We start from the raw sequence: 17656 nt of genomic DNA, 5'->3' as shown, positions 1-17656 counted from the left end.
AATGAAACTCTCATTTATTTTGATGCTGATATGCTTTCAGTTATCAGCTCAAAAATATGGAATAGCAGTTGGATTACGAATTGGTGATGCTAGGTATGGGTTAAGTGTTAAGCAAAGAATTTTACCCCGCTTTAGTGCTGAAGCCATTACTGATTTAGAATCAGATGCCTACAATTTTGCAGTTATTCCTAAATATCATTTACCTATTACTGGACAAGGTTTTAATTTATTTTTTGGAGCGGGCATTCATGTAGGAGGCTTAAAAGAATACGGCTCTACTTATGGCTATGATTTGATGGGGGGAATAGAATGGAAAATCCCTGCTGTCCCACTAGTCATTTCTGCTGATATTAAACCTGCATATCATATCAATCATAAAGATTGGTTTGAATTTCCTGCTACTGTTTCCATTCATTACGCCATCACGCGCGAAACAAAAGCCAAAAGGAAAAAAGATAGAATTAAACGTAAAAGGCGAAAGGAGAGAAGGGACAGGAGAGAAGAACGTAGGGAAAAAAGACAAGAATGGTGGGATGATTTCAGAAATAATTAGTCCGTTCTGATAAAAATATTTTTTCAATCATTTGTAAATTTAATTTATTTCATTGTACTTTGAATTACAAAGTAAAAAAATGGATCAAGAAAAATATCTTCAAGACATAAAGGAAATAAGAGAAATGATGGATCGCTCTGGTCGTTTTATTTCTTTAAGTGGTATTTCGGGTGTAGTAGCGGGAATCATCGCATTAGTTTCTGCTTTCATAGCTTATCATTATATCTATCTTGATACAGATTATTATAGCTTTAAAGTTGTTTATTTATCTCCTGAAACCATTAGGGATATATTTTTATTGGCTCTAGCTACATTAATATTATCCATTGGCTCTGTGATTATATTAACCCACCGAACAAGTAAGAAGAAAGCTCAGAAACTATGGAATAAACATGCTAAATTGTTATTAGTAAATTTAGCTATCCCATTGGTTACAGGTGGCTTGGTTTGCCTAATTTTAATAATTAATGGATATATGGGTGTAATTGCTCCTTTAACATTAATTTTTTATGGATTGGCTTTGGTCAATGCTAGTAAATATACTTTACACGACATTCAAAGTCTGGGAATAGCTCAAATCATATTAGGATTAATAGGGTTATATTTCATAGGTTATGGTTTAATTTTTTGGGCTGCTGGCTTTGGGATTTTACATATTATTTACGGAATTAGAATGCGTTTGAAGTACGGATCGTGAAGAATATACTGAACAGTCTTGATAAAGCATTTGAAAATAAAGTGCGCTTGGGAATAATGTCCGTCTTGATGGTCAATGACAAGATAGATTTTATTTCTTTAAAAGATTTATTAGGGGTTACAGATGGAAATTTGGCCAGTCACCTTAAAAATCTAGAGAAAAAAGAATATATCAGTTTTGAAAAAGATTTTGTGGACAGAAAGCCTAACACCACTTATAAGGCTACTTTAGCAGGCAAGAATGCTTTTAAAGCACATATTGATGCAATAGAAAAATTACTAAACAACAAATAAATTTTTTTGTATACATGCTTTGAAATACAAAGTGCTCTTAAATAATGATATTATGGAAAATGAAAACAATCTATTCGAGAAAATGAGCAATTGGCTTAAAAATTCAGTCATGCTAAAACTATTAACTATCACAATTTTAATGTTGCTTTTGCTGATACCCTCAGCAATGATTAATGATGTAATTACTGAAAGACAAAGTCTACAGCAAGAGGCAATTGAAGAAGTCAGTAGTAAATGGGCAAACAGTCAAGAGATCAATGGACCGATTTTGACCATACCGCTTTTATATGAGCATGAAAAGGAAGGTAAAATTGTAGAAAGTGTTGTTTATCATTATGTTTTACCTCAAAATTTGATCATTAACGGTAAATTAAAGCCCCAAGTATTAAACAGGGGAATATATGATGTAGTGGTCTATGATTCTGATTTAAATGTGAACGGAACATTTAATATGGATATTAGCTTCGATGAAAATCACTTAAAAGAAATTCAGTACGAAAAGGCTTTTCTTACTATCGGCTTTTCTGATTTGAGGGGTATACGGAACAATATCAATTTTATATGGGGAGAGGAAAGCCTAAAAGTAGAATCAGGCAGTAAAATAATTGATTTGATTAGGTCTGGCATTACCATTTATCCTGAGAATATTTCTTCTAAAGAGAATCAAAAAATTGATTTTAAATTTTCAGTGGCTTTACAAGGAAGCCAGGATCTAACCTTTGTTCCGGTGGGAGGGACAACTCAAGTAAATTTGCAATCGGAATGGACTTCCCCAAGTTTTAAAGGGAATTTCTTACCAAAGAACAGGGATGTAACTGAGGCTGGTTTTATAGCAGATTGGAATGTGTTGGAATTGAATAGAAATTATCCTCAAAGTTGGTCTGGGAGGAGCATGAAAGATAAAATGGATGCTTCTGCTTTTGGCGTTAATTTACTGAATGAAGTGGATGATTATAAAAAAGCTCAGCGTTCAGCCAAATATTCTGTCATGACCATTGCGCTTACCTTTTTGGTTTTCTTTTTAGTAGAAGTTATTAATAAAAAGAAAATCCATCCATTTCAATATATCTTGGTCGGGCTTGCTTTATGTCTATTTTATATTTTACTGGTTTCCATCTCAGAGCATTCTAATTTTAATTTAGCCTATGCCATTTCCACTTTTGGAATAGTCGGGATGATCTCCTTTTATGCGCTGTACATTATCAAAGCTCGTAAATTAGTAATTGTCCTTATTCTGACCTTGATAGGAATTTATGGATTTGTATATGTAACCCTTCAATTAGCCGATTATTCTCTTTTAATTGGAAGCATTGGATTAGCTGTGATTTTAGGATTGACCATGTATTTTACTAGAAAGATTGATTGGTATAATTTGCAAACTGCTAAACAGGATAAAATGCTTGAGGCTGAAGGAAATTGATCATAATTAAGGTTCCTAAAGTGTGTCACCCACCATTTGTTTTAGCCAAGCAAAAAAAGCACACTTCCGCCTGCCTTTGGCTGGTGGAAACTACTTTCGCTTCAGGCGTTTATTGGCTATGAAATGCTGAAATTATGCTGGAGAGCAAGTAGTTATTCCGTGCCGGAGGCACCAGTATCCATCACCAGCGGGACGCTGGCGATGGGGTAAAAAGAATAGGTCTTGGCTTTGTAGCCAAGACCTATTAATATGGTCTTTGTCTGATGAAATTCTTATTTACTACAGTGAGATAATTGTTGAAAACCATATTATTTTCAATCATTTGAATTAAAACTTTGCCAACCTCTTCAGGTTCAAGTTCTAATAATCTAAAATATATAACTCCCTGTTTTGGTTTATAGCCATACTTGAATATCAATTCTCCATAATCACTGTCTAAAGTTATGATAGTACTTTTATCATTGATAGCTAATTTCATAACTTCTTCATCAGATATTCCTGGAGAAATTTCTGCAATTGCCTTAATATCAATATTTAGATTTCTTAGATATTTTATACTTGGAAATGGAATGTTTTCGTTTGCCAAAAACTTCATTCTTCCATTTTATTTCTAAGTTCAACCATCAATCCATCTTTAACAAAATCATTCAAGTAGGAAAAAACTGCTTGAATATCTGTTCTTTTAAGATGTGGATAAGACTCTAAAATTTTATCTTCTGTCCATCCATCAGCTAATCTTTCTAAAATGAATTCTACAGATATTCGTGTCCCTTTGATTGTTGGTTTTCCTAATAAAATCTTCTTGTCTGATATGATATGACTTTTCCAATCCATATATTAAATATACGTAATTTTTTAAAAAATATTTTCATACTCATTATATAATTCTGACTAAGAAGTCTTAAATCTTCTCAATTACTAACCCGCTTAAACTTCTCAAAATCAGGTTTTCTTTTCTCCAAAAATGCATTCCTACCTTCTTTAGCCTCTTCCGTCATATAGGCTAACCTAGTGGCTTCACCGGCAAATACTTGCTGACCAACCATGCCATCATCCGTAGCATTAAAAGCAAATTTTAACATTCGAATAGATAAAGGAGATTTACCTAATACTTCTTGAGCCCAATCGAAGGCAGTATCTTCCAATTCATTATGCGGAACTACGGCATTCACCATTCCCATATCAAAAGCTTCCTGCGCAGAATAGTTTCTACCTAAAAAGAAGATCTCACGAGCTCTTTTTTGTCCTACCATTTTTGCTAAATAGGCTGACCCATAACCACCATCAAAGCTGGTGACATCAGCATCAGTTTGCTTGAAAATAGCATGCTCCTTACTAGCTAAAGTCATATCGCAAACTACATGCAAACTATGACCGCCACCCACGGCCCATCCTGGCACTACTGCGATCACCACTTTAGGCATAAATCGAATCAATCTTTGCACTTCCAAAATATTCAATCGGGCAACTCCATCATCCCCAACATATCCTTGTTCACCTCTGGCTTTTTGGTCTCCGCCACTGCAAAATGCATATTTCCCATCTTTTGGTGAAGGTGCCTTCAGCAGATAACAAAACTACTCCTATGTCATCATCTTCTCGGGCATGCAATAAAGCATCAAAAAGTTCAGCGGTTGTTTTTGGGCGGAAAGCATTACGAACCTCAGGTCGATTAAATGCTATTCTGGCTACGTGATTTGCCTTTTTATAGGTTATATCGGTATATTTTTTTACCGTTGTCCAGTTAATTTTACTCATGATATCAATTGTTTTTTAAAGTCTTCGAATATTTTTTGGTTGATTTTGGCGTCCGTTTTAATTTCCAAAATGGCAGACTGAGGATATTTCATAAATTTATCTTTAATAGTTTCAAAGCTTTCTGCATCAAATGCAGAAAAGTGAGCTATCCCCAATTCACTGCATAAACTTTTGGCATCCAGTCTTTGCTCAGTCTCGAAGAATTCATCTAACTCAGCTTGTTGATTTGGGCCTTTAATCATTCTGAAAATGGAGCCACCTTGATTATTAAGCAGAATGATTTTTAAATTAGGATACGGATATTTATGCCAGAAGGCGTTTCTATCGTAAAAAAAAGCTACATCACCTGTGATAAGGAAATGATTTTGGTCTTTCTGCGAAATGGCATGACCAATGGCTGTACTTGTAGAACCATCAATTCCGCTAGTGCCTCTATTTGCCCATATTTTTATTCGGCCCTGCTTTATCCCTATAAAGTTGGCATATCGAACGCTCAAGCTATTGGCCAAATGCAAATGACTGTCCTCGGGTAATTTTTTAATTATATCCTGTAAAGCTGAAAATTCACTGAATGATTGAGTGCTTAGAAACTGATTGGTTTTAGTTTCTGCTTCTGTGTTTTTATCCTTCCATAATTTTAAAAATTCAGCAGAAGAACTTTTATTTAAATGCTGTAAAATGGAAATAGGTTCAGCTTCAATTTGTTTGCTTAATGACTGAAAAGGGTCAGAAATAAATGCGTGATGATTGCGTACATGCCATTGAGCCTTTACATTTTTTCGCAAAAACAATTTAAGGTTTTTGGAGATAATACTTTTACCAAAACTGATAATTAAATCTGGAATTACTTCAGTTTTAGAATCCTTAAGCATGGACATACAAATACTGTCAGGCAAATGAATAGCGTTTTTTAATCCATGACCATTGGAAATAACGTCTGCAAAAATAGGTATATTCACTTGCTGGGAAGTTTGATCAAGAGCTTGTAAAAATTCTACGCTATAATCGTCCTGCCCTAAAACAAAAGCAATTTTTTCCTTCTCTTTTAATTCTGCTTGAAGTTGGCTGATTTGATTTTCATTCAGTCTTTTTTCTCCAACAATGCTTTTTATAATCTTAACATTCTGATCATAATTCCAGTTTTCAGACTTTTCAGGATAGAATGGTTCACGAAATGGAATATTAATATGCACAGGTCCTTGAACTCCTGTTTTACTTTCTAGAACCGCTTCATTAATAACTCTGTAAGTTTGCCACTGCGCATCAGCATGTGACAAATCAACAGCTATATTGTAGCTCTTTTTAACATGCTTGCCATAGATGTTTTCTTGTCGGATGGTTTGTCCGTCCCATTGATCAATCCATTCGGGTGGTCGGTCTGCAGTAATCACAATTAAAGGAGTTTCTTGAAAATAGGCTTCAGCAATAGCGGGTGCGTAATTGAGCGCAGCTGATCCTGATGTGCAAATTAAAGCAACTGGCTTTCTGTCAGCTTGAGCCATTCCCATTCCAATGAAAGCAGCGGAACGTTCATCGCTTATGGAAAAACATTGTATTTTAGGATGTCGGACAAATGCCAGCGTTAAAGGAGCGTTTCTGCTACCTGGAGATATAATGGCTTTTTCAATTTCTTGCTGATGGCAAATCTCCGCTATATTATTTATTGTTTGCTGTTCCATATTCAGCCTGCAATTTAGGGATTGACAGGGGTAATTTCACCATATTTCAACCCTTTTGTGCTTTTTAGAAATGCTTTTACCCAGCCAACCTGTATTTTAGCCTGTACTTTTAATGGAATTTTATTTTTATCATCAGTTACCCAGACGGTCATGTCTTCGCCACCATCGAATATGGTACCTTCCACCAATAAGGCACTGAATTTTATGGTGTTATAAACTTTTTCATCAGGCATTTCTAATTGTTCTTTACCCAAATAGCGGACATATAGATTATGAACTTTTCCATCTACAATCAAATTGAATGGAATTTTTTCTTCAGAACTATAGCTTGTGAAGTCGAGATTTCTAGCATAATAAATAGCAGAAAGCACATCCCATAGACAGTCATCATAGGGAACCTTTTTCTTGGTCAGTTCCTCTTCATCGGAATTATACACCTCTGCTTTTATGATTTCCTTTTCCTTATCAAACCAATATTTATTGTTGACTTTATAACTGCCTTCACTCGTATTTCTATGGAAATATAACGGTTTGAGTTGTTCCTGTGTGCCAATGGCATCGAATGTATCCCGTACTTTGTACACCCAGTCCCATTTGGGCATGGAACGGCCATAGCCTTTGAACCAATGTGCATCATAGCCTTCCCATTTGGCATCTTCTACGGCAAACATTACCTCACCAGCATCTACCCAAATTACGCCCCAATTGTATTTGACATCATACCATATTTCTTCTCCTGCTTTATAGGCTGTGGATTGTTCAAGGCATTGTCCAGATGAGAATTTGGGAAGATATATCAATACGATAATGAAGGAGAAAAACAGAAATTTATTCATATAACCAATAAACGATTTTGAGGTAGATTGTTAGCTTAATTATCAACTATTTCATCCTTATTTTTATTTCCGGGAATTTCATACCCAATTTTCCGACTCATCATTTGTTGAATGGGCTGTTCTTGTTTCCTTAACTTTAATGAATTCCCTAGTAATTCAATTTTTCCTTGCGCCATAAAGCTATCGTAAGGAGTTAATCGCAGGAATTTAATCTTATGCTGATGACAGTATAAATCTAAGCAGAAATTGGCAATGGCATGCAATTTCCAGCCTGGACTACCGTTGCCACCGAAATAGCCTTGCTCATCGGCTTTGCCTAGTAATTTCTCAGCTAGTGGATTAGTCCAAATTTCATTGGTTAAACCGCCTTTAAAAGCTTCCTTTTCTTTAGAACGACAATAAGTTCTCCATTTTTGCAAATCAAAGAAGGGGATATCTTGATAAAAACTGTTTCTTAATGTTTTGAGCCTATAGCGGTTGAAATGATATTCAGGCTCAAAGAACAAATAGTATTCTGTAGGTTGAAGATGCAGCAACTCGAAAGAAAAACCTAAATCCTTTTCAAGGAACTCATCCCATTTTAGTTCCATTTCCTCAGCTAATTGATCGAAATATGAAGTGTTTTGATGGAAGATTTTTTTAAAGTCAATATCTATCTTAAGAAAATCAGTTCGGAGATCTATTTCTTCAAGATAGTGCTGAAGTGGGTTGATTAGCTTATTTTGGATAACTGATATTGTTGCCATGTGGCAAAAATATAAAAAGCAATGAAAGGGGGGCAGGCATAAAGGATTATTTTTATGCCCGACCACATTTAGGACTAGTAAAAAAGTTCTACCTAATTTTCCTATCAGGCTTGAGCTAGTTCTCTGTTCTTAATTCTTTTTTTCTTCTTCTTTTTAAATTTTCTGCCGTACCACAATAAAAAACCTGTTACTGGTAAAGAAGCAATCGTTAAACTTGCCAGAAAAGCAATTATTTTCCCAGGGAGGCCGGCAATTGCCCCTATATGTGTATCGTAATTCATTCGTATTAATTTATCTGGAATATTAGCTTGAGCATACTTTCCGTAATAAGTGCCTGAAGGAATCTCTTCAAAAGTGTTTTGATCGAAAAATACAAAGTCAGAATTGTAGAATACTCCGTCTTCATTGGAAATTTCCACATAAATGGCGGATGAATCTGAATGAGGAAGATGAATTTCATAGTCCATAGCAGTAGGATATTCTTTCTGTAATTTTTCCAATAGCTGGTCTATGGATTTAGGCGCATCAGTAGATTCACGTTTGGAACCATCGGGAATGAGGAAGGTAGCTTCTTTCTGGCCGCCCATCGCCCGGTAAACGGCTTTATTTACGATGGGAAAAGCCATTATTAACCCAGTTAGAATAAAAATCAATGCGAATATGCTGACATAGAAACCAAAAATACTGTGGAGATCAAAGTTTTTCCTTTTCCATTTAGTTGTGGATTTCCAATCAAATTTGAATCGTTGTTTTTTATTCTTTTTATTTCTTGGCCACCAAAGATAAATTCCACTTATCACTAATAGTAAAAATAGAACTGTTGACCATTTTACAATTTGGGTTCCGATGGCTTCTGGTAACCAAAGATGTATATGACCATCTAATATAAATGCAAAGAAGCCTGTTAAATGGTTTTCTGTTTTAAGAATATCACCTTGAGTGGGATGAATAAATACAGAGCTATAAAATAGCGGCTCGGCTTGGTAAAATATAGCCTCAATAGGTTGTGATGTATCATCATAGAGAATGCCATGTATTAATTTGTCTGGATAAACGGTATGAGCAATCGTCTCTGCTTCAGTAATACTGAGGAAATCATCATTCGAGTTTTCAATATTGAGTTCTTCTTGTGTGATGGCTTTTATTTCCTCTTTGAAAACCCACAGGCATCCTGTAATAGCAACTATAAATACAACTAGACCTGATCCTAAGCCTAAAATGAGATGGATTTTATTGGTTATTTTCTTCATTATTTTCTTTCTTTCAATGGTGAAGAAACCAGAACAGCCCAGGCTTGAGCCTGAGCTATTGGTTTATAGTTACTGATTACTTTTAAGAGAGTGTAAGAAATCAGAACTTAAAATTTAAACTCAAGGAATAATTTCTTAAGTTTTGTGGTGTTACTGTTGACCATCCTGAATAGTATCGCTGATCTGTTATATTGTTTGCTTTTAGTATGATATCATACTGAAAAGTAGAATAGGAAAGAGAAGCATTAAATACTTGATAAGCAGGTAATACAAAGGTGCCCGTATTGGCTCTGTTGATTGTTTTGTATTCACTAGCAGCATTACCTCCAAAACCAATTCCTAATCCTTTTAAATCCCCACTTGGAATGCTATAGCTTGCCCAGAAGTTGAATAATTCTGCAGGTCCTGCTTCTTCCGGTCTCAATCCCAAATAGCCTGAAGCCTCATAATCTTCTGTTACTTCACTCTCATTATTGCTATATCCTGCTATCAGATTAAAACCATCAATTGGGTTTGCGGTTAAGCTTACCTCATATCCTTGACTTACCACTTCACCACCTTGGATAGAATTATTGATATTTTCTGGATCAGTCATTAATCTATTGGCTACCGTAATATGGTAGTAACTAGCTGATGCACTTATTCTATTATTGAAAAAATTTGATTTAATTCCTCCTTCATACTGGTTCGCATTTTCAGGATCAAAGCTTTTCAATCTAGGGTTAGAGCCATCGGCATCCGCAACTTGCTGAGGAGCTTTGTTGACAAATCCATTCATATAATTCCCAAAAACAGAAAGTTTTTCATCCAAAACCTGATATACCAATCCAAATTTTGGAGAAACGGCATATTGTTCTTCTATTGGTTCTGCAGCATAAATAGAGGGTTTACCTGAGAATCGATCAATTCTTACACTTGCCATGGCTGATAGGGCAGGAGTGATATTGATTACATCAGAAATGTAGGCACTCATCACTTCATTGGTGGCTTCATTTATCCCAGCAAAATTTTCTTCCAGTAATGCATTTGTTCCTGCTGCAGTTAGTACACCAGTATCCTCTTGTGTTTGAATATTAACCGTACCATTTTGCACGTATCCAGAACTGTTGTCTCTGAGAATAGAATTATAGTAATCTAAACCTATCACGATTCTATTTCTTAATCCACCAATTTTGAAATCCCCAAGGAAATTTTGCTGGATGTTTGTAGTATTCGTTTCACTATTTCGTTTTGAAATGTATCGGGCAAAATTTTCACCATCTGTTAAGTCCCATAGATAGTGATAGAAGCCGTTTGCCTTTGTATTGCTTCTTGAAATAACCGTTTGAGAAGTCCAGTAATCAGAAATCTCGTATAAGGCCTGAGCTTGCAAGCCAAAAGAAGGATTCTTTATAGTTAAATCATTTGAGGTAAATGATCGCCTATACACATCTTCAAACACATTGATATTATCATAAGAAAGCTCAGCATTTCTATTCAAAAATAGCATTGGAGCATTAGCGCTTTCTGAAGATTGAAATTCAGTATTCACTAAGAATGTTAATTTATCAGAAGACTTAAATTTAAATGATGGTGCTATAAAAAGAGATTCAATAAAACCGGCATCTTGAAAAGAGTTTTGCTTGTTATAAGCCATGTTAACCCTGGCGAAAGATTGATCAGTGATTTTAGAATTCACATCTGCTGCAATTCTGTTTAATCCATTGCTACCAGTAATGTAATTGATTGATCCACCAAAGGATTCATATGGCTGTTTGGTCGTGATATTGATCATTCCTCCATATGATATTACAGGACTGCCAAATAATGTTCCGGAAGTGACCTTTGATAATATCAATGGATTCCACATTAGCAGGGTCAAGTCCAGCATTATTGATAGCGGGCATTCCATTGACTAAAGTCGGCTGCACTGAAAATCCTCTCATGGAATAGAATTCAGCACCATCTCCACCTCTTCCGGTAGATTCCCATAAACGGGTGACACCAGTGGCATTTTTCAATGCATCATTCATATTGGTAACGACTTGTTCCTTCAAGATTGTTTTTGGAATGGAATTATATACCTGTGGATTTTCGATATCCTTTAAAGGTAATTTTGAAACTATGAAACTGCTGTCCCTATGGAATTTATTCTTTTGGGTATAGCTAACCGTAATTTCATCCAATTGAAGTGCATCATCTTCCAATGTGAAATTGATATTTAAGCTTTCGTTTTTTTTAATTTGAATTTTTCTTTCAGCAGATTGATAGCCTACAAAAGAGCAAACTAATGTATATCTGCCCGGAGCAATATTTGAAATTGTATATTGACCGTTTTGATCAGTTACTGCGCCAGTGTTTTTTTCCTTTAAGGCAACATTAACAAATTCAATAGGGCTACCATCAGTTTTAGAAATTGTACCTGAAATATTGCTTTGCTGTGCAAAAGCTGATTGTAATCCGATTAATAAAAGTATCGGGAGTAAAAATTTACGCATCTTATTTTATTTACTTATTTTATATTTATTTAGATTGATTAAAAACAACACAAATATGAAAGATGAGTTTTTATACTGCAAGTTATTTAGAATAAATCTTAATAAATTTTATCAATAACTTTTTCGCTAATTATATAAAATTGAAAATGCTTCCTCTACTAATCTGGCTTGTTCCATCATTTCAATAAGCGATGTCGCATCTTCGGGGGAAAGGCAAAAACCCACTGGGTAAATGGGGTTTTTAATTAAAGTGTAATAATTTTCCTCAATAAAATAATGAAAGTCTTTAGGGCTTAATGATTTTAGAAGAGTGTGATATTCTTCATAGTGTGCTTCAGGTATGCTAAAACAAGTGGTTTTATATATGAGAGAGTAACTTTTACAGCCTTTACAGTAGCTTATCTTATTTCTTCCGGATTCAAAAAGGGTGATGGAATTTTTATTTTCACACATGTTACTTGGCTTTTTGTGCCTCAAAGGAGCCGGTGGAGGGTTCCACAACACCGACTCACTGAGGACTTTTTACAATCGATTGATTTTAATGGGTTATTTTAAGGATCACTTAATTCATGGTCAGTCTTTGCTCACTATCCAAATATTTTTGAATGACTGCTTTTATTTCTTTTTGGGCTTTTTCGCTTTCGTAATCTTCTGCTAACAACTCATCTTGCAAATCAAATAATTGCATAAACAAGACTTTATCTTCTACCTTTTTCTTGATTTTCACAGTACTCTTTGAAGCAAATAGCTCGTCCCAAACAGTTCTTACATCTGCCCAATAAGCTTCATGTTCATCCCACCATTCTTTTGCAACCGCACATTTATCGTCCTCTGTTTTAGTATAAGTGTTCCAGCCTTTTTCCCAAGCCAATACTTTATCTTCCTCATCTTCATCTTCACGCAGCACCTTTTGATTGTCTTGCTCATGCAGCCATCCGTATTCTGTGATTTCATGTCTGTTTTCACGGGCCATTACATTATAGTCATCTCTTTTAGAGAATTCTCTTCTTGGAAGCGGAGCATCTGATTTTGCTTCCCAGTAGCTCTTGCCATCAACATGAACCCATGTTGCAGTTCCTTCATAGCGAGGGCCATCATCTACTTGATAAACTTTCTGAGTCCATTGTCCTTTTACGTCATTTTTATCCAATGCTTGATATTTCCAAGTGTTGTCTTTGTGAAATGAATAGAGATCAGTATTTTCATAAAGCCAATCTTGTCTCCAGTGTTTAATAATCATCGTGTCACCAATCACTAATAAATGCTGAAGTACGATTTTATCTTTGGTTTCCGAAACAGGAAATACATATTCCAATGCTCCTGATTGGTAGTTATCATGGTATTCGTAATCTTTGATAGGAGAGAAGGTCTCTGCAAAATTGAATTCCACTTCATAGCAACCGCACATATCTTTTATGGCTTTAATGTCGCTGGCTTTTTTCTTTTTCTGCGCTTGAGCACTCATCACGAATACTGCAAGCATGAGTATTAAACTTACTTTTTTCATAATTGAAAGGGTTTATTTGTGTATAAAATTGATTTTAAGCTTTTGTATTTTTTAGTAATTATCAAAATATTGATCAGCAGATAAAGAGCCGACATAATTCCACCAGTCACATCATCTGGCTTTAAGAAAATATGGAATAGAAAGATATTTAAGCTTACTGGTATAAGCAGGAAGGCCCTGCAACGGCAAAAAACTGGCTTACTAATAATAAGCCTGCCGTTATCTCTACTATACCTAAAAATGGCCAGAAATAGCTATTGGCTTTTAATCCACCTATGAATTTTATCATATGTTCTTTGGTGCTTCCTGGCACCAATTCAGTTGAGGAGGATTTGCGGGCAGGGCTCGGTATAAATTTCCGAACACCTGCATAAACAAATAAGCTCCCTAAACTTAACTGAGCTATTATGAAGAATATGCTAATGAACTTTCCCATGTTTACTTCAGGATTTCAAATTCAAAAGTGGTAATGCCTCTTTCATTGTTTTCATCATACATGCTGATGAATCTTATTTTGTAATAATTTTCTTGGCTGTCCTTTACTATAAAGAACCTATCATCAAAAACAGCTGGTGCACTGCTTGGTCCTCCGCCTTGTCTCCAAGAGGAGCCAATAGCATTAACTGCATTATTAAAACTGACTTCTTCAATTTGTTGCAGATTGAAATCGGCATAGGTTGTATTTCCTTCTACCATTACCATGGCAGCAGAAGTATTATGACGATTAAGTATTATAAAATCATTAAAGCTGTAAGGGATTTCATTCGGACCGAAAGGGAACTTTTCAGTATAGGTTCCATACATAAAATCCCAGCTTTCTTTATTAGGCTCAAAATCAGTAGTTCCATTGTCCAAATCAAAATGAATGAAGTTATGGCTTTCTGATTTAGTGATTTCGCTAGTTTCGATATCGTTAGAACCGATATTTGCATAAGCAATGGTATACCCATCACCATTTTGAGTGATTTTTACTTTTTTCCAATCCCTTCCTTCACCCAATCTTTTGATGATGTAAACCTTGTTTTCGGCTTCATTTGAAGAGATGGGGGCAATGGCTGTTTGACTAAAATCTCCATTCGGTTCGTCCACCCAAGCGGCAGCAGGAGGTGTAGCAGTAAAACCAATTTGCATTGTACTAGCAAAGCCAACAGTATCTTCAGCAGTAACAGTGCTTAAATCTGTTTTGTCAAGTGGTCTTGCCATCACTTGCGCTGTAGAATTTAGCATTACATGGTATCCATCACCATTATAAAAACCTAAATCCCATGTGTTTTTATCTATGGAAGTTGAGTTGATTTTGCTTAGATCAACAAAAGCCTGCTGGGTGAATTCTGGGCCACCGGCATTCATTTCCAATGTGCCTGATTCTGCTATGAAATTTTCGGAAAAGGCTACCTCAATACTACCATTTTGACCGATTTGAAAAGTTTCTGCTGAGTTGATCATAAATTCAATATTTTCATCGCTGTCGATATTAAGTCCGCTACCTGCTTTTATAATAAAGCTAATTTCACTCTGACCTGATTCATAATTAAGAATCAATTCACCGCCCTCTGCTGCTGGCTCAGTATAGAAATCATTCTCCTCTCCGTAAACTAAATTTGAGGTATTGATATTTACCGAAACATTACCAGCTTGATTGGCAGCCCGCGAAAAGACTAAACCAATTTGAGCTTCTTGATTCTCCTCATTTATATTGATACTGGTACTATTAAAATTTATGTTAATAGGGGCAACTGGCTCTTCTTCCTCACATCCAGTAAGCGCAACTAGAAAGCTTAAGAGCATTAAAGAAATGGTACTTATTTTATTCATCTTTATTTATTTTTATTGATTAAACTGATAATTAATTCTTAGGAAATAGCTTCTTCCGTAAGCCATGGCCGTTTGTCCATTATTGTTGCCACTGTGGGCTCCGCCTCCCGTGAAGTTGTTTTGTATGCTAGTGATATTGGTCAGATTTTTTATACCAGTAGATATTTGAAATCCATGATCAAAAGCCTTCGAAAGGGTGAAGTCTAACCAGTGAAAAGCATTCATTTGTTGGAGCTCCACTTGGGTGTTATTTTCTTCATTTAAGATTTCTCGGTAAGCTTGATTTGCTCCGGTGAACTTGTAGAAAAGGCCAAAATTAATCTTGGGTTTTTGCCATTCATAGTTGATGTTGGCATTCGCTTCTGGGGAGTAAAGCATTTCATTTACTTCGTATTCAGCGGATAGTCTTTGAAAACGACCGATATAGGCTAAACCTAAATTAGAATTGAAATTTTTGTAATTGTAATTCCATCTGGCATTGATTCCGTTCGTTCTAAAACTTTCTAAATTCCGATAAGTAGTGGCTGCTGTAGCTTGCTGAGGAATAAAATAGGTAATCATATTGCTGATATCATTATAGAAGGCACTGATATTTAATTCTTGGCCTTTGCTTATTTCAAAGTTTACATCCGCATTGAAATTGTGCGATGTTTCAGGAATCAGATTTTCGTTACCTAAAATGTTGTGATTGGCATCTATGAATTCATGATAGAGCTCTCTTATGGACGGTGCTCTAAATCCTCTACCGTAGCCCAATCTTAATTGTAATTTGTCTGAAAAACTGTATTTGACATTAAGAGCTGGAGTAGGAATAGTTTCAAATATGCTATTGACTGTATAGCGAATTCCAGGTCTGATTTTTAGTGCATTGCCATACTTTGTTTCAGTGGAGATGAAAACTGCACTATTCCATAAATCCTTATCACCGCTGCTAAGTGTAGTTCCACCTGCTTGTTCATATTGAACTTCTAGACCTAATTGTCCATTTATTTTCCATTGGCCTAGGCTAGCAATAGTTCCTTGAAAGGTATTTCTACTAAACCAATCTCTATAGAAAATAGTATCTTGCTGGCTGTCAGTAGTTAATCTTTCGGTTTGGGTAACCAAGTTGGTTTGAAATTCTGTACTTATTCTGCTATAATCTGTAAATGAATTAGCAGAATGAATATTCCAGTTTCCAATATCGAAATTTGTTTGTAGCTGATGCATCAATCGATTGGCATTGTAACTTTCATCAATGGCGAAAGGGTCGAGCAAAGGATTATTGTTATTAATATTTCCTCTATTAAGGATTTCCTCTTGCATCAATTGCGCGGAATAGTTAAGGTCTAAGTTTTTATTTGTATAATTAAGCTTAGCATTATGCAGCCATTGATTTTTAGGATGCCATTCTCTGTTTCTTTCATTTCCTTGACCAACCCAGCCTCCAAAAACATATCTTCTGGAGCTGGCCATAGCGCTAATTTGGTTCGATAATTTACCGCTTAGCTGCACAGAAGGGGAATGAATTCCTTCAGCAAACCAAGAATAGTCATTTCCAACACTTTCTTCATGAATGGTGATTCCTACTGCTAGTCTATCCTGATTGGTTTTTTTGGTAATGATATTTATAACACCCGCTAAAGCATCAGCTCCATAGTTTACAGCCATTGGGCCTTCCACTAATTCAATTCGCTCAATATTATTAACATCAATTTGATTAAGATCAATGGCATTATTTGTCCCACTTTTACCGCTAAGCGGGATTCCATCTACCAAAACTTTGACATACTGCCCACTTAAACCCTGCATCTGCAAATTTGCATTACCAGTAGCATTATCCCGGCTAAAGCGGATATTTAATTCTTGAGAAAGTACGGTTTGAATATCATTGGCAGCTTGTCTTTCAAATCGTTCCTTTCCAATACTTCTCACCTTATATACCGCATTTTTTGCTGATTCTGGTTCATATTGTCCAGTCACGACCACCTCTCTAAGATTTAAATTCTTTGCGGTAAGTCTAAATTGGTGATTTCCTGATGTCTTAATGGTATCGATTATACTTTCATAATCTAAATGCGATACTTGAATAGCGAGTGGGGGATTTAGTTTTGATAGTGTTTGCCCGTTTTTATTAGTCCATTTTAAGTCTTCCTGTGAAGAGTTTGTACTTACAATTTTAACTAGTACTTCCTCTAATTGCTTTCCTTTTTGATCAGTAATTTCAATGCTAACCTGAGCAAAAAGCTTTGCTACAAGCATAAAAGAAATTAGAGTGGTAATAATTATTTTCATTTAAGTCTATTTAGATTGATTAAAAATAATATTGCAAACATATACACTATTTATAATCAATCCAAATAAAAATAATTTATAGGTTTTATAAGATCAATTGATGAAATTGATTGAAGGGTAGAGGCTCTATTTTATAGTTGATATGAGATTTAGCTATACATGCTTTAGGCTTTACGAGAAAATGAGCTAATTTTGTACTAATTAAAACGTGAAATTTTACTTTGAAGAGCATTAGTTCATTTATACTCATCATGATCGTATTATCCAGCTCACTTTCGTTTTGCTGTGAGCAGGAAGATCTTTGTACAGATAATGAATTAACTTCTTGTGAAAATGAAAAACCCAAGAGCC

At 35.4% G+C, this 17656-nt stretch carries 17 protein-coding genes and 1 pseudogene; 4 read left to right on the top strand and 14 right to left on the bottom strand.

Annotated elements, in window-relative coordinates; translation table 11 throughout:
* Window position 1 precedes the first annotated feature (1 nt).
* From ABWH96_RS15075 to creD, 4 genes are all read left to right on the top strand, one after another.
* Entirely contained in the window at window positions 2-553 is a 552-nt protein-coding gene (locus tag ABWH96_RS15075; protein ID WP_375578345.1) for a hypothetical protein, read from the top strand.
* Between the two features lie 79 nt (window positions 554-632).
* On the top strand, window positions 633-1250 hold the full coding sequence (locus tag ABWH96_RS15070; protein WP_375578344.1) for a hypothetical protein: 618 nt from the start codon (window positions 633-635) through the stop codon (window positions 1248-1250).
* Window positions 1247-1543 carry a winged helix-turn-helix domain-containing protein gene (locus tag ABWH96_RS15065; protein WP_375578343.1) on the top strand — a complete coding sequence of 99 codons (297 nt, stop codon included), beginning with the start codon at window positions 1247-1249 and terminating at the stop codon, window positions 1541-1543. Before ABWH96_RS15070 ends, ABWH96_RS15065 begins: the two co-directional genes overlap by 4 nt.
* Window positions 1544-1595: 52 nt before the next feature.
* Window positions 1596-2963 carry a cell envelope integrity protein CreD gene (gene creD / locus ABWH96_RS15060; RefSeq protein WP_375578342.1) on the top strand — a complete coding sequence of 456 codons (1368 nt, stop codon included), beginning with the start codon at window positions 1596-1598 and terminating at the stop codon, window positions 2961-2963.
* 244 nt (window positions 2964-3207) lie between these two features.
* Here the strand turns inward: creD and ABWH96_RS15055 are convergent, their stop codons facing one another.
* The 14 genes and pseudogenes from ABWH96_RS15055 to ABWH96_RS14990 form a co-directional block, all read right to left on the bottom strand.
* A complete protein-coding gene (locus ABWH96_RS15055; protein WP_375578341.1) occupies window positions 3208-3558 on the bottom strand; it encodes a DUF5615 family PIN-like protein in 351 nt (116 codons plus the stop codon).
* The gene (locus ABWH96_RS15050) at window positions 3555-3797 is read right to left on the bottom strand and encodes a DUF433 domain-containing protein (RefSeq protein ID WP_375578340.1); all 243 of its coding nucleotides are present in this window, start codon (window positions 3795-3797) and stop codon (window positions 3555-3557) included. Before ABWH96_RS15050 ends, ABWH96_RS15055 begins: the two co-directional genes overlap by 4 nt.
* 77 nt (window positions 3798-3874) lie before the next feature.
* Window positions 3875-4721 (bottom strand): annotated as a pseudogene (locus ABWH96_RS15045) (1,4-dihydroxy-2-naphthoyl-CoA synthase).
* Complete coding sequence (gene menD, locus ABWH96_RS15040) at window positions 4718-6400, bottom strand: 2-succinyl-5-enolpyruvyl-6-hydroxy-3-cyclohexene-1-carboxylic-acid synthase (protein ID WP_375578339.1); 1683 nt, start codon at window positions 6398-6400, stop codon at window positions 4718-4720. Before menD ends, ABWH96_RS15045 begins: the two are co-directional and overlap by 4 nt.
* Window positions 6401-6414: 14 nt before the next feature.
* Entirely contained in the window at window positions 6415-7236 is an 822-nt protein-coding gene (locus ABWH96_RS15035) for a DUF3108 domain-containing protein (RefSeq protein ID WP_375578338.1), read from the bottom strand.
* A gap of 35 nt (window positions 7237-7271) precedes the next feature.
* Window positions 7272-7982 (bottom strand): hypothetical protein, encoded by a 711-nt coding sequence (locus tag ABWH96_RS15030; RefSeq protein ID WP_375578337.1) that lies wholly within the window; start codon window positions 7980-7982, stop codon window positions 7272-7274.
* A gap of 104 nt (window positions 7983-8086) precedes the next feature.
* Window positions 8087-9232, bottom strand: coding sequence for a PepSY-associated TM helix domain-containing protein (locus ABWH96_RS15025; protein ID WP_375578336.1), 1146 nt, complete (start codon window positions 9230-9232; stop codon window positions 8087-8089).
* Between the two features lie 100 nt (window positions 9233-9332).
* On the bottom strand, window positions 9333-11006 hold the full coding sequence (locus ABWH96_RS15020) for a TonB-dependent siderophore receptor (protein WP_375578335.1): 1674 nt from the start codon (window positions 11004-11006) through the stop codon (window positions 9333-9335).
* Window positions 10975-11709, bottom strand: coding sequence for a carboxypeptidase-like regulatory domain-containing protein (locus tag ABWH96_RS15015; protein WP_375578334.1), 735 nt, complete (start codon window positions 11707-11709; stop codon window positions 10975-10977). The genes ABWH96_RS15020 and ABWH96_RS15015 overlap by 32 nt, the downstream gene beginning before the upstream one ends.
* 126 nt (window positions 11710-11835) lie before the next feature.
* A complete protein-coding gene (locus ABWH96_RS15010) occupies window positions 11836-12162 on the bottom strand; it encodes a DUF6686 family protein (protein ID WP_375578333.1) in 327 nt (108 codons plus the stop codon).
* Window positions 12163-12271: 109 nt separating this feature from the next.
* Window positions 12272-13216 (bottom strand): DUF6607 family protein, encoded by a 945-nt coding sequence (locus tag ABWH96_RS15005; RefSeq protein ID WP_375578332.1) that lies wholly within the window; start codon window positions 13214-13216, stop codon window positions 12272-12274.
* A 154-nt stretch (window positions 13217-13370) separates the two neighbouring features.
* A complete protein-coding gene (locus ABWH96_RS15000; RefSeq protein ID WP_375578331.1) occupies window positions 13371-13652 on the bottom strand; it encodes a hypothetical protein in 282 nt (93 codons plus the stop codon).
* Between the two features lie 2 nt (window positions 13653-13654).
* Window positions 13655-15031 carry an HmuY family protein gene (locus tag ABWH96_RS14995; RefSeq protein WP_375578330.1) on the bottom strand — a complete coding sequence of 459 codons (1377 nt, stop codon included), beginning with the start codon at window positions 15029-15031 and terminating at the stop codon, window positions 13655-13657.
* A gap of 12 nt (window positions 15032-15043) precedes the next feature.
* Window positions 15044-17305 (bottom strand): TonB-dependent receptor plug domain-containing protein, encoded by a 2262-nt coding sequence (locus ABWH96_RS14990; protein WP_375578329.1) that lies wholly within the window; start codon window positions 17303-17305, stop codon window positions 15044-15046.
* Window positions 17306-17656 lie beyond the last annotated feature (351 nt).

The organism is Marivirga tractuosa (assembly GCF_042140215.1).
GTDB classification, from domain to species: Bacteria; Bacteroidota; Bacteroidia; order Cytophagales; family Cyclobacteriaceae; genus Marivirga; species Marivirga tractuosa_A.
The sequence above is the reverse complement of the archived record's forward strand: the minus strand, read 5'-3'. Positions and strand labels throughout refer to the sequence as shown.